We start from the raw sequence: 13826 nt of genomic DNA on the forward strand, positions 1-13826 counted from the left end.
AATGCCTGTTAACACTAACTTTAATTTATTTACTTATCTTTTTATAATCCTGAACCATTTTTACAAATCCTTTTCTGTATCCTTCTTTATCCTCGCCTTTGCTGTCTTTTGCCATTTTTTCGATCTCGGATAAATTCTTTCTGGTAATTAAATCTGAATCTCTTAAAACCAATCCGAACCATGCAACCGATGAAGCGAATTTAAAGTCTTTACTTTCCGTCTGAGATGAGGCATTTTTTATGACATGAACAATTTCTGCACTTTTTGTTCCCTGAGGTTTTTTATATCTGAATTTTACAGTTCCCAGTTCATTTCCAGACTTTTGACTGGCAGAATTTGAAGTATATTTAAGTTTATTCTGTTTGGGCAAAAACTTAGAATTTACATTGGCAGGAATGATTTCGTATAAAGCAGTCACCGTATGTCCGCTTCCTAATTCTCCTGCATCAATTTTATCGTTTGTAAAATCCTCATTTCTCAGTTTTCTATTTTCATATCCAATCAATCGATAAGATTTTACGAATTTAGGATTAAACTCAATCTGAATTTTAACGTCTTTGGCAATCGTATAAATATTTCCGGCGAATTCTCTTCCTAAAAACTTATTGGCTTCCTGAAGATTATCTATGTACGCATAATTTCCGTTTCCTTTATCCGCCAGCGTTTCCATTTTATTGTCTTTATAATTTCCCATTCCGTACCCAAGACAGGTAAGAAAAACACCGGATTTTCTTTTTTCTGCAATCAGACTTTCAAGATCACCTTTTGAAGACACGCCAACATTAAAATCTCCGTCCGTTGCTAAAACGACCCGATTATTTCCGCCTTTTATAAAACTTTCCTGCGCCAATTTGTAGGCAAGCTCAATTCCAGCTCCTCCCGCCGTACTTCCTCCTGCTTCCAATCTGTTCAAAGATTCAATAATTTTTCCTTTCTCAGAAACGGATGTCGGAGGCAATACAACACCCGCACTTCCTGCATACACCACCATTGCCACTTTATCTACCGGTCTTAGCTGATCCAGTAATATTTTTAAAGAAGATTTTAGCAACGGTAATTTATTTTCCGCAGCCATAGAACCGGAAGTATCAATTAAGAAAACAATATTGGAAGGAGGAAGATTATTCATCGGAATATTTTTTCCTTTCAAGCCGATCTTCAGCAATTGATGATTAGGATTCCATGGATTTTTTCCCAATTCTGTACTGATAGAAAAAGGCTGATTGTTTTTTGGCTGCGGATAATCATATCTAAAATAATTGATCATCTCCTCCACTCTCACAGCGTTTTTATAAACTTCTCCATACTCAATCATTCTTCTTAGATTCGAGTAAGAAGCATTATCTGTATCAATAGAAAACGTTGAAAGGGGCTGATTCTTTGTTAATTCAAACGGATTTTCAACTAAAGCATCATATTCTTCATTCGTATAATCACCTTTCCGAGCAACTTTCTTCTTCCCTTTTTTAGTTCCTACATGGTTATGGTATACTTTTCCTTGAAGCTGATACGATCTTTCCAGAGCATAGGAATTTCGCGGAGAATAGGAAATTTCTGACGCAGTAAGCGATTTCGGTTTCGGACAGCCGTTATATTCCGGTAATCCGGGAACGGTAGGACACGCATCGTCTTTATCAAGAATTCCGTCACCATCTGTATCCGGCCAAGGACAGCCGTTGTTTTCCGCAGGTCCTGTAACTGTCGGACAGGCATCATCTTTGTCTATTATTCCATCTCCGTCCGTATCCGGAAAAGGACAGCCATTATTTTCCACAGGTCCGGCTGCATCTTTGCATTGATCATCTTTATCGGGAACACCGTCGCCGTCCATATCTGGGAACGGACAGCCTTTATTTTCTATCGGTCCTGCGATTTCAGGACATTTATCTTTTCGGTTTTTAACTCCGTCCTGATCTTTGTCTTTTTCAATGCTTAATTTCTCTTTTTCAGTTTGATGATCTGTCGCTGTTTTGGTTTTACAGCCCATTACCAACATCAAAGCCAATATGGTAGTTCCTAGTTTTTTCATATGTATTATTTTTCTGAAAATATAATCATTTTCCGTTTCTCTGTTTTAAGGATGCAGATTTTCGGAAAAGTTGCAGTTGAATTAATATTTTATTGATTATCCTTTTTTGATCATAATGCTTAATTTTCACGCAAAAGGATCGCTAAGATTCTTTTATATACCAACTGTTTTTAAGTTCGCAAAGGTGCTTCGACAAGCTCAGCATAAACTATTCACTCGGCAAAGAACTCAAAGGTTTTTCAATTATCACGAATTACGGACAATCACAATATTCTTTATTAAAACTTTACGTTCTTCACTTTTATAATTTAATTAATTATAAATCAAATAGTTAAAAATTCAACGACTTTAAAATAAGCTTTAAGGCTGAATTCTGACTTTTATCCCTTCATTCCAAAATTTTGCTTCCGGCATATAATAAAGGTATGCGTTGCTTGCTTTTCCTGTATATTCTCCCGCAAATTCCACTTTAAGATCCAGATTAATGGTTTTTATTTCATTAGCATCAAAATGTTCCCAATACAGAACCAGATAATTATCAAAAATTTCGTAATAAGAAACCTGATTTTTATCCAAAAGATCCTTCAGTAAAGCATTCTGTAAAGTTAATCCTGCCGGAATTCCTATTTTTGCCGTCACCATTGGAAGCTGATTGTTTATTTTATTCTGAATAGTAATTATCATTCGGTCTGTATCGCCTGTTTTTGCTGTTTCAGATTTTAATTTTGTATTAAGGATTAAAGGAATTTCTGCACTTTTCGGAGGCTGCAAAGTGAAATATTCGTAATCCAGTTTGTAAGGAAGCCCTCTTTTTGTAGGATAATTGACACTGATTGTATTTTCTCCATTCTTAAAAGCAGAACCCACCGAATTATTCGTTCTGATCTCTGCTCCGTTTATTTTTATTAAAGGTTTTTCTGTGCCATATAATTTTTCATTTTTTGAAAAAAATACAGATAATGCTTCCAAAGCCAAAGTTGTTGCCTGAGTAGAACCGAAGCCATAATATCCGTTGAAATTGATCAGATGATCTGAAACTTCTGCAATTTTTAACTGGCTCAACTGCTTATCTTTCTGCAAAGCCATCAAATAAAGTGATAGTGTTTCCGCATTTGCAGAAAATCCTCCGGAACCTGTAAAAGTGGTTTTTGTTTTTAAACTTTTCCCTTCAAACTGACTGTTTAAAAGAGCAACCAACTCTTTATACTGTTGATTTTTGCCTAAATTATAAGAAATATTTGCCATTAAAGCCAACTGATAAGCATCTTTTGTAGCCAAAGCACGTTTCAGATTGATTTCGTAGGCATCGTCCAGATTTCTGATTCCCGTTTTAGACAACGCATACAAAACATACATATTTCTCGACCATGCAAAATCTGAATACGGAATGCTTTTTTCATAGTTTCTTCTTACTTCAAACATTCCGTTCTGATTTTTTTTGGATAAAATAAAAGAGGTAAGATCCTGAATGATTTTAGGTTCAATATTCACGTATTTTTTCAGGTCTTTAAATTCAAGCAATGCAAAAGCAGAAAGCGCAACATCCGATTCCGAAGATCCGAAGTAAGTGAATCCGCCGTCACGGTTTTTATAGCTCAGCATTTTCTGATATCCTTTTTTCATATTTCTGATGACCAGACTTTCGGTTTCCGGTGTAATTTTTTTAATCTGTTTTAAATAATCCAGAATGAAAATATTTGGATAAACGGTTGAAGAAAGCTGCTCAAAACATCCGTAAGGTTCTCTTTTCAGGCGTTCCATATTTTCAAACATCTGCAGTGCATTGTTTTCATACACATAATAAGACGAAAAGAAACTGCCTTCAATATAATCCGGAATATCAATTTTGAGGTCTTCTGTTTTGTTATTGATGACTGAATAGCGGTGCGGAAATCCTTTTTCGTCAACTTTAAAGGGAAGAATCATGGTTTCTCTGAAATCTTCTGATCTCACGGTAAACTGAATATTCGATTCTACCACTTCATTGGTCTGGATTTTCACAAATAATCTGCCCGACTCCAAAGGCTTCAAAGTAATCGTGCTATCTGATTGTACCACATTCACACGATTCGGAACAATAACGTCCATCATTATCTTTTTGGTTTCCGGAGAATTGTTTTTAACCACCACCGGAATCATCATCTGATCTGTTCTTGTAAGATATTGCGGAAGTTTCGCATCAATTGAAATCAGACTTTGAGCTGCATAGGTTGTTTCATCACGCCCGATTAAACCTGAAGAGGAAATTCCTTCCGTCATCATTCTGAAAGTAGAATTGGCATCGGAATTATAAAATTCAACCTGCGCTTTTCCGTTTTTCCCTGTTTCCAATACAGGATTCCAATACAGAGCTTCACGATAATCGTGTCTGTAAGAAGTGTTTGTCGTTTTGTACACCGGATAGGAAAAATTTCTTGTGTATTTGTACGAAACCAGACTGTCATTGGGAATATTCACCAATGCATAATATGATTTCGGCGTTACATCAAATTTTATCTGAGAGCGGAAATTCTTCAAAGAATTAATGACGATCACACCATTTGCACCTCTGTTTCCGTAAATAGCAGTTGCAGCGGCATCTTTTAAAATTGTTACACTGTTGATATCACTCGGATTGATGACTGTTTTAAAATTTTCTACAGGAACTCCATCCACAACATACAGCGGATTTTTATTGGCAACAGAAGCATTTCCTCTGATCTGCACATTAAGATAACCTCCCGGCTGATTGGTGGGAGTAATAACAAGTCCCGAAACTTTTCCGGCTAAAGAAGAAATAATATTCGGATTCTGCAGTTCATCCTTTCGAACAGAAACAACTGCTGCCGTTGTTTTATCCTTTAAAGAACTTTGCGAGAAACCTACCACTACAACCTCTTCTATTCTCTTAGATGTTATGGTATCACTTCTCATGCTTCCTCTTGAAACCGATCGGGAACGTCTGTTTTCGGAGGAAGATTTTGTTCTTTCTGTGGAAGCCGTTTTCGGAATTTCGTTTTCAGCATCTTCACGCAGTTTTATTTTACCTTCTTCTTTTACGGTTTCTTTTACAATTTCTTCTACATTAATATTATTCAAAGATTTTGCAGCCAAAGGATTTATTGCCAGTCTGTAAGATAAAATCCGGATTTTCACCTGCTGTTTTGGCTGTACAGATTTCGCAATCAGCTTATTGGAATAATTTCTGTTAAGATCATAGAAATAAAACAATCCGTTTTCTGAGGTCGTCTGTTTCAGGATTTTACCGCCCTCAAGGAAATACACATCGGCTTTTACGGGATTTCCTTTTTCATCTTCTACAATTCCGTAGATGGGATTTTTCTTTTCGGGAAGATATTTGTATTTTCTGTTTTTGATAACTTCGGGAGTCATCTCAAAATATCGGTAACCGTTGGTAAGCATTACCAAATCGAGGCTTTCGGTTCTTTTTTCTTCTTTTTTATCGAAATAAAACTGAGGCCTTTCAATTTTTCCTTTCAGCTCAGAATCCATCAGCAGCCACGAAAGAATATGATTCTGCTTATCGTCTGCATACGTCCAGAGTTTATCATCCACAACGCTCAGAGCCATATTTGCGGGAATTGGTTTGTTATTTTCATCGGTGGTTTCGATATTCACAATCACTTTTTCTCTCGGAAGATAATTTTGTTTTACCGGTTTTACTTTCACATTCATCTGTTTGTTTTCATTCGTAAAAACAATGCGTTCTGCCAAAGGAATATTTCCTTCAAACACCGTGAATCTGCAAATACCGATCGGAAGTTCATTTTCCGGAAGTTCTAATTCATTCAATCCTTTTTTTAATGAAATAGTTTTGCTGTAAACTTCTTTCTCACGGAAATTTCCTTTAAGAATAACATCTTTTTCATCTGTTGAACGGATTTTAAAAACAATCTTCAGATTTTCTTTATTGATATTGAAAACAATTCCTTCATCTTTTGCCATCGGAAGCGGATAAACGGCTGAAATATTTTCAGGTTTCAATACTTTTGCATAATAATTTTCGCCTTTTTTTGGGGTTAAAATAAAATTTCCCATCCCGAAATTATACGCTGAAGTCTCCGTAATTTTCTGATGATTTTGATTAAAAATTTCCAAAGTTGCATCGACTGGCTTTTCAAATTCATCTACAATTTTATAAGCAATATTCTGTTCAATTCCATTAATGAAAGTTCCTCCTTCCGGCATGAATTTCACGTCAAGCTTATTCAGTACAATCGGAATATTTCTTGAAATGGATTCTGTAAAACCATCGAAATTGATTTTAATGGTTAACAGCGCATCGGAAGATTTTAAAACAACCGGAAGTCTGAATTTCAGTTGATTTTTCCCTTCTTTGTCTGTTATCAGCTTTCCCTCTGAAATCTTTTCACCGTTATGCATTACCGTGTAATCTCCTTCGTAAAAAGGAATCGGAAGATTGCTGAGACTTCTCATCGAAAAATCGGCAAGAACCTCATCTCCAGCTCCGTATCCTTTTTTAGGGAATTCCAGTTTCATCAGAATTCTTGGCGAGACAATTTTCTGGAGGGTAATTTCCTTCTCAAAAGCATTTTTTCCGTCTTCATTCTGCATCCAGTTGGTGAAAGCGCGCAATTTGTATATTCCGCCCTTCATGTCGCTGTTAAAATAAAAATAGCCTTCCGAATAACCATTTGTAATTTCGTATTTGGCTTTTTTTACGACCGTTCCGCTTGGATCAATCAATTCGAAATTGACGGCTTTGCTCTGATCGGCGGGAAGATTATTTTCTGCCTTTACGTGTAAATTTTAAAGTACATTTCCTCACCGGGTTTATAAAAAACATGGTTGGTCTGGATGTACGTTTTTTCTTTTTCGAAATTTTTAAACGGTTCCTGAGCTTTTGATAGAGAAGCAAAAACCAGAAAAAATAACCCTAAAATAGATGTTGTAACCTTGAAATTCATACCTTAAAATTGAAATGAAACCATACAGCCAAAAGTTTTATACGACGGAAGATTGAAAAAATCCAGTCCTCTTCCGTTTTCCGAATCATAGAAATTCTGATTGGAATCTACGCCACGATTCGCCTGCCAAAGAAGAATATTATTCACATAGAATGTAATTCCCAAACCTTTTTTAAACTGTCCGACATCGAATTTTGCCGTTAGAGAAACCGCATTAATTCTCACATAATCTGCTTTCTGAACATAGTCTTCCGCAACGCCCAAATATCCGTATCTCGTCCATCGGTTTTTCGAAACGTACTGATTGGGATCGTAAAAATCAACAGGAATCTGATTTGGATTTCCGCCGGAATTTACTCCCTGAAAAACATAATTTTTAATATTTCTGTCATCTCCGGAAGTCTGGGAACGTCCGTGATAATCGAGAACAGCCTGAGTTCCGTTCCAGACCTGTCCGCCTTTTTTCCATTCCCAGTTGATGTCTAAAGTGAGCATTTTATACGTGAAATTATGATTGAATTTAACGACAAAATCCGGTGTGGGATCTGCAATTATTTTGGAACCATTCGCTTTTTTAGGATAACCGAATTCATCGATAATCAACTCTCCGTTGTTATTTCTTTCGAAATAACTTCCGACAACCGCTCCCAGAACGTCACCTTCCGACAATGTTTTATAAATGTCTTTAAAACCTGAAACCGCTGTATTATTATACCCCAAATTTACCCGATCCACAATATCTCTGTACTTAAAGAATGAAGCCTTCTGACTCATCCTGAAATCTGAACCCAGATAAACATTATCAAAAAAGAAATTCACTTCCAGTCCGCGGTACGTGTGATCTGCAAGGTTTTTCAGTTTTAAATTGCCATTTTCAAAAACCGGAAAAATATCATGGTTGATTTTCCGCTGAAAATATTCTGCTTCAATGCCTAAATTGTATCTTGAAGTCAGCCTGAAACCCGTTTTCCATTCTTTGGAATCAATATTCGACAGATTTTTAAAGGTTTCTACTTCCTGAATCGGAAAATACTGATTTGAATTCTGCGCATTCAGCAAAGTGGTTGCGTAAGAAGCATAGGATTTTGTGATTTCCGGCTCCGAGCTTAGCTGAGTGTAGGCTCCTAAAACTTTAAAATTGATGTTTCTCCAGTTGAATATTTCTTTAAAAGTAAAATATGCACCCACTTTAGGAAGGAAATAATTATTTTTAAGTGAAGTATTTGAAATGTAGAAAGAATTTCCTGCATTAAACCCCATTTCGAAATCACGATAGCCATCATAATTTAGCCTGTATTCGAAGATATAATCCTGCGAAGTTCTCTGGTAAATATAATTTTTACTGTTTAAAGTATTATCAATCTCCGATCTGTTGTTATTGACAATAAAATTGAGATTAAAACGATGTTTCCAATAATATTCATTTACCGAATAATCTCCTGAAATACTGGAATTATACAATTTATTGTTTTGCGTTCGCTCATTCTGCACACCATTGGGAAAACCGTAAACCGAAGGTTTATAACGATCCAGATTCAGGAAGAAATCGTTTTCGTAAAATTGTGTGATATTCAGCTTAAAACGATTCCAGTCCCGCGAAATTCCGAAATTAAACTGTCTTCTTTTATCTCTGGAATTGTATTGATTATCCTGATAAAATAAAAATTGCGGATTGTCTGCAAACTTGCTGTAGCTTCTCTGGGAACCGTCTGAAAGAAAAATATTCTGAGCATTCGAAAAAGAAACCGGCGTCAGTAAAGAATTTTGATAAACCCTGTTGAACAAGCCAATTCTGTTGGAGTTCGTTGCTTTGTTTTCATCGTAAACAAAAGCTGCATCCACCGCAAATTTTAAAATTTTCGAGCTTAGTTTTGTTTTAAAAGAATTAAGAATACTGTACTGATCCATGAAATACATCTGATCTTTCTGTTGTCCGAGATCCAGTGAAATCCGAAACTTTTCATCGTAGTAGTATTCATTATTTTTGAAAAACAGATTCAGCCTCAATTGATTATTGTACCCAACTGTCGTTTTAAAAATATTGTTATCATAAGCTTTCGCGGGAGAATTTCCGTTCATAAGAGGAATCAGCTTTCCATTTTGATCATATTCATAAGATTGATTATCAAACTGTAAAGTTGAAATATCCGATCCGAAACTGAACATTTCATTGGTTTCGGGACCTTTCCAAACCAATTCTCCGTTTTCAGACCTTCCCTGAACATATTGATTCTGGGTTTTAGGAACAGAATTTCTGCTTTTCACCTCCGCTGAAGTGGTAAAACTTCCGTTTAAAAACAAAAATTTCTGGGTTCGTCCTTTTAAACTGATATAATTTTTACCAATCTCTTTTATTTTTCTAACGGAATAATAATCAAACAAATTGGTTCTCAGACTTTGTCCGGAATTTTCTACGCTAAATTCATCTTTCCGCTCTTTTGAAATCAAACTGTCATACGTATTATTTTGAATATTTTGAACACTTCTTTTTTCTATCTGGCTTTCCAAAATAGTTTTCAGTTCACGGGTTCCGTATACAACCGCTTTGTTTTTACCGTTGTTCCAAACCAAAGTATCGTAATCTTTTGCTGCGATGATGGCAAAACCTTTTTCATCGGTAAGTTCATAAACTCCGCTGTTTTTGTTCAGAACCTTTAAAAAATTCTGTGGTTTTTCTTTTTCGTTTAAAAATATTCCGGAATAATACCGTTGAGAATTCTGCGCGAAGAGGCAGTTAACCGCAAGCAGCGGAAGCAGACAATACAAGTTCTTCATGGTATTTTTATTGATTAAAAGGCGAAAAAAGAAACCTCCGAAGAAATTTCTTTTTTCAGATTTATATTGAATGAATATTAGTTTTGGAGGTTTAGAAAACTACTTTTTCAGCAGTTTTTCTTTTTTCAGAAGTCTTTTCAGCATTCTTTTTTCTTTTCTGGAAATGTCTTTTGTTTCCACCAGAACAGCTCCATTCGCGGCTTGGGTTCCGAAAAGTGCGGTTGCTGTGTCTGCTTTAAAAACACGGATGGATTCTATTTTATTAGGATCAATTCTCTTGAAAAGTTCGGAGTCTGTTGCCTTTCCGTTGATAACGAACAGCGGACTGTTATTGGTTTTGGATGAACCTTCACAACTGATCGAGATATCCACTTTTCCGGAACCCTGTCTTCCCGAAATTGAATTGATATTCACGCCTGAAGCTGCTCCACGAATTGAATTTATGGCTTCTTTGTTCCCTATTCTGTTTGCCAAACCCAGATAATTTCCTGCAATTGGCTGTTTTGCTTTAAGATATCCTTTATTGTACGCCAGAATTTCGGGTTCCTGAAAAGATTCTTTCAGATCATACGGATTGGTAGAATAAACTGCTTCTGCCGTATCTGCAACTGCATTAAGATCGGTAAGTTTCTTTTTTACCGATGAAGATGAAGCCAGAGAATTCACCATCGAAGCTTTTTCTTTTTTAATCCCCATCGCGATTACCTCTTCAATATTTTGATTTTTTGGAGCGTCTTCAATTATTTTATTTTCTCTTTCAAGAACTACCGGTTCTTCATAACGTGCAGGAGAAGCTAACGGAGTAGATGAAACAACAGGAAACGGAGCCTGGATTGCAACTGGCGGAGCTTCAGCAGCTATCGTTACAGGAGGTAAAGTTTCTTTTTGGATATTCACTTTTATAATACTGTCAGCTTTCTGAACGTGTTCCGAAATAGCAGCAGAAGGTTTATTTTCAGAGATGATATTTTTTGCAATAACCTGTTGGGTAACTTCCGCGTTGTCTTTTTTACCGGAAAAGTAAAAGATTCCGGATCCGATTAATAAACTTGCTGCAATTCCGTAAGGAAGCCAGATCGGAACTATTTTACTCTTTTTTTGTTCTTTTTTGTCTAATTTTTCTTCCACTTTTGCCCAAACTCTATCAAACCCAGGAAAAGTCGCAGGTTCTTCCAGTGTTTTAGAAGCCTCGTTGAATGTTTTATCTATTGAATTGTTTTCCATTGTTGTAAAAGTTTAAATGTTTTGATTAACCAAAAGTTCCTGAAGTCTTTTTCTGGCAAAATTGAGTTGAGATTTTGAGGTTCCTTCACTAATGGAAAGCATGGTTGCAATTTCTTTGTGAGGATATCCTTCGATGGCAAAAAGGTTGAAAATGGCTCTGCAACCTTCGGGAAGAAAGTTCAGAAGGCTTAAAATATCTTTTTCAAAAGATACATTTTCCATCACAGAATCTGTAGAAACGGCATGATTGTCTTCTAAAGAAATATGCAGTTCTTTAGTGGATCTTAATTTCTGCAGACATTCATTCACTGCAATTTTTTTTGCCCACGCTTCGAAAATATCGGGATTCTGAAGCTGGCTCATTTTCGTAAAAATCTTATAGAAGCTGTCCGCCAGAACTTCTTCGATATCTTCATCGTTTTTCAGATACCGCTTGCAAACGGTGTACAGTTTTCCCGCCATCATTTCGTAGACTTTCCGCTGCGCATTGCGGTCGTTCCGTTGACATTCTAATAGTAACTCTCGTTCCATAATCAGGCTTTATATCTACATAGATGCATAAAATTTCAAAAAGGTTGGAAACATCATCAACTTTTTTGAAAAAATAATGAATTTCAGTGAAGTCGGCAAATGAATTTAAGAACGAAAACATCTGTAAATGAATTCCATACTTCATATTTTTGAAATATTTTCTTTTTTATTTTTTTAAAAAATTATTTTCACCAAGTTTATAATGCCGCAATTATCTGAATGTAGTGGAAAAACTATGGTCAGATGTTTTCAGGATGACAAATTTTAATGGTGTTTACAATTGTTGAAATGAAGGACTTCTGCCTTAGCCGCGATTGAGCGGTCTGTCTGAGCTCTTTTTGAGGTTTCGGCGGCGGCTTTGCCGCCGCCGAAACCTCAAAAAAGCGAGTAGCGAAAGCGCGAAACAGCTCCTGATAAAAAACTTTTTCATCGGAAAACCGAAGATTCGATTTAACCTTTGTCTTTGTAACAAATCTGTAATATGAACGACTATTCGTATAAATAATCTTTTTAGTAATGAAAAATTCAAAATTTGTGTCATTACTTTTTGTTTTGTCTGCAGGAAGTATGATGTTTGCACAGGATGACTTAATCAACAAGTTAAAAAACAACCAGTCCCAGAATGCCAATTTCCAGTTTACCACGCTGAAAGATATAGGTGCGACTTCGGTAAAAAACCAGGGTTCTTCGGGAACTTGCTGGAGCTATTCCGGAAATTCTTTCCTTGAGTCTGAAATGCAGAGAATGGGCAAAAAACCGGTTGATCTGGCGGAAATCTACACTGCAAGAAATTCTTACCACGATAAAGCCAAATTATATGTTCTGAATAACGGTGCCATTAGTTGGGGAGACGGCGGAGAACTGCACGACGTGATTAATATGTATAAAAAATACGGAGCGGTTCCACAGGATGTTTACACAGGGCTGAAACAGGGACAGAGTTTAAATAATTTCTCTGAAATGCAGGGAAAATTGAAGCCCGTTCTGGACAGTTTGGTTCAGGCTGGTTCCAAAGGAAAACTGACGGACAACTGGATGTCTTCCGTTGATGCTATTTTGGATGAATATCTTGGAAAAGTTCCTGCCAACTTTACGTATGAAGGGAAATCTTACACGCCACAAACTTTTGCGAAAGAGGTTGTAGGAATCAATCCGGAAGATTATGTAGAACTTTCTTCTTACAAGGATTATCCGTATTATCAGAAATTTGTAGTTCCGATTCCTGATAACTGGAGCCATGATTCTGACTGGAACATACCGATGAAAGATTTAACTTCAATTATTGATAATGCTGTAAATAAAGGATATTCTGTAGGTTGGGCAACGGATGTTTCTGAGCCTTATTTCTCTTACAAAAACGGAGTTGCTTATGTTCCGGACATGGATCTGGATCAAATCACAAAAGAAAACAAAGGAACTCTGTTCACAGAACCGAAAAAAGACAAAACGATTACTGAAGATATGCGTCAGAAGGCTCTGAATAATCTTTCTACGACGGACGACCACGGAATGCACATCGTAGGACTGGCAAAAGATCAGTCGGGGAAAGAATATTATATGGTGAAAAATTCATGGGGTGTTACCAATGATTTTGAAGGGTATATTTATGTAACAAGACCTTATGTAGAATACAAATCAACAGCAATTCTGGTTCATAAGGATGCGCTTCCGAAATCAATTAAAAAGCAACTGAAGCCAACAAAAAATATTGGGCTGTAAATCTGATCACTTTTGTCATTATTGATGACAATTTTAGATATTTAAATCTGTTAAAAAACCGTTCTCATTTTTTGGGAACGGTTTTATTTTGTTTATTCTTTACAATCTACAGTAGCATGAATGGCTCTGAAGCATTTGCGCTTAGATCTTTACAGGATGACAAACTGTATGATTATCATCTCCTGCAGATTTTGCAAATTTAGCAGACGATTAAATGGGAAAAATCTGCATAATCTGAACAATCTGCGAGAAACCAAAAAATAAAATAACTTTCTGAACAATTAAAGAGGTCATTTATTTACAGTATGTTTTGTCATGCTGAAAGCATCTAAACAAAGTTTTCAATATATTGTTGAGATCCTTTCAGGATGACAAACTGTATGATTATCATCTCCTGCAGATTTTGCAAATTTAGCAGACCATTAAATGGGAAAAATCTGCATAATCTGAACAATCTGCGAGAAACCAAAAAATAAAATAACTTTCTGAACAATTAAAGAGGTCATTTATTTACAGTATGTTTTGTCATGCTGTAAGCATCTAAACAAAGTTTTCAATGTATCGTTGAGATCCTTTCAGGATGACAATTTTTATGGAATTATTGATGATCTAAATTCATT

At 36.0% G+C, this 13826-nt stretch carries 7 protein-coding genes; 1 reads left to right on the forward strand and 6 read right to left on the reverse strand.

Going from position 1 to position 13826, the window contains the following annotated elements; genetic code table 11:
• Window positions 1–25 precede the first annotated feature (25 nt).
• The 6 genes from PFY09_RS05310 to PFY09_RS05335 form a co-directional block, all read right to left on the reverse strand.
• The gene (locus PFY09_RS05310) at window positions 26–2029 is read right to left on the reverse strand and encodes a vWA domain-containing protein (RefSeq protein WP_271161692.1); all 2004 of its coding nucleotides are present in this window, start codon (window positions 2027–2029) and stop codon (window positions 26–28) included.
• 360 nt (window positions 2030–2389) lie between these two features.
• Complete coding sequence (locus PFY09_RS05315) at window positions 2390–6736, reverse strand: TonB-dependent receptor plug domain-containing protein (RefSeq protein WP_271161693.1); 4347 nt, start codon at window positions 6734–6736, stop codon at window positions 2390–2392.
• Window positions 6737–6786: 50 nt separating this feature from the next.
• Complete coding sequence (locus tag PFY09_RS05320) at window positions 6787–6957, reverse strand: hypothetical protein (protein ID WP_271161694.1); 171 nt, start codon at window positions 6955–6957, stop codon at window positions 6787–6789.
• A gap of 3 nt (window positions 6958–6960) precedes the next feature.
• Window positions 6961–9732: a hypothetical protein gene (locus PFY09_RS05325; RefSeq protein WP_271161695.1), complete on the reverse strand. Its 2772-nt coding sequence runs from the start codon at window positions 9730–9732 to the stop codon at window positions 6961–6963.
• Between the two features lie 99 nt (window positions 9733–9831).
• Window positions 9832–10956, reverse strand: coding sequence for a TonB-dependent receptor plug domain-containing protein (locus PFY09_RS05330; RefSeq protein ID WP_271161696.1), 1125 nt, complete (start codon window positions 10954–10956; stop codon window positions 9832–9834).
• Between the two features lie 12 nt (window positions 10957–10968).
• Entirely contained in the window at window positions 10969–11487 is a 519-nt protein-coding gene (locus tag PFY09_RS05335) for an RNA polymerase sigma factor (RefSeq protein ID WP_271161697.1), read from the reverse strand.
• 516 nt (window positions 11488–12003) lie between these two features.
• Here PFY09_RS05335 and PFY09_RS05340 point away from each other — a divergent pair.
• Window positions 12004–13206: a C1 family peptidase gene (locus tag PFY09_RS05340; RefSeq protein WP_271161698.1), complete on the forward strand. Its 1203-nt coding sequence runs from the start codon at window positions 12004–12006 to the stop codon at window positions 13204–13206.
• Window positions 13207–13826: the final 620 nt, after the last annotated feature.

This window comes from Chryseobacterium gambrini, assembly GCF_027920505.1.
GTDB classification, from domain to species: Bacteria; Bacteroidota; Bacteroidia; order Flavobacteriales; family Weeksellaceae; genus Chryseobacterium; species Chryseobacterium gambrini.

Coding starts and splice junctions, on each gene's coding strand:
- PFY09_RS05340 (WP_271161698.1), top strand. CDS start 12,004: ATGAAAAATTCAAAATTTGTGTCATTACTTTTTGTTTTGTCTGCAGGA.
- PFY09_RS05330 (WP_271161696.1), bottom strand. CDS start 10,956: ATGGAAAACAATTCAATAGATAAAACATTCAACGAGGCTTCTAAAACA.
- PFY09_RS05325 (WP_271161695.1), bottom strand. CDS start 9,732: ATGAAGAACTTGTATTGTCTGCTTCCGCTGCTTGCGGTTAACTGCCTC.
- PFY09_RS05310 (WP_271161692.1), bottom strand. CDS start 2,029: ATGAAAAAACTAGGAACTACCATATTGGCTTTGATGTTGGTAATGGGC.
- PFY09_RS05335 (WP_271161697.1), bottom strand. CDS start 11,487: ATGGAACGAGAGTTACTATTAGAATGTCAACGGAACGACCGCAATGCG.
- PFY09_RS05320 (WP_271161694.1), bottom strand. CDS start 6,957: ATGAATTTCAAGGTTACAACATCTATTTTAGGGTTATTTTTTCTGGTT.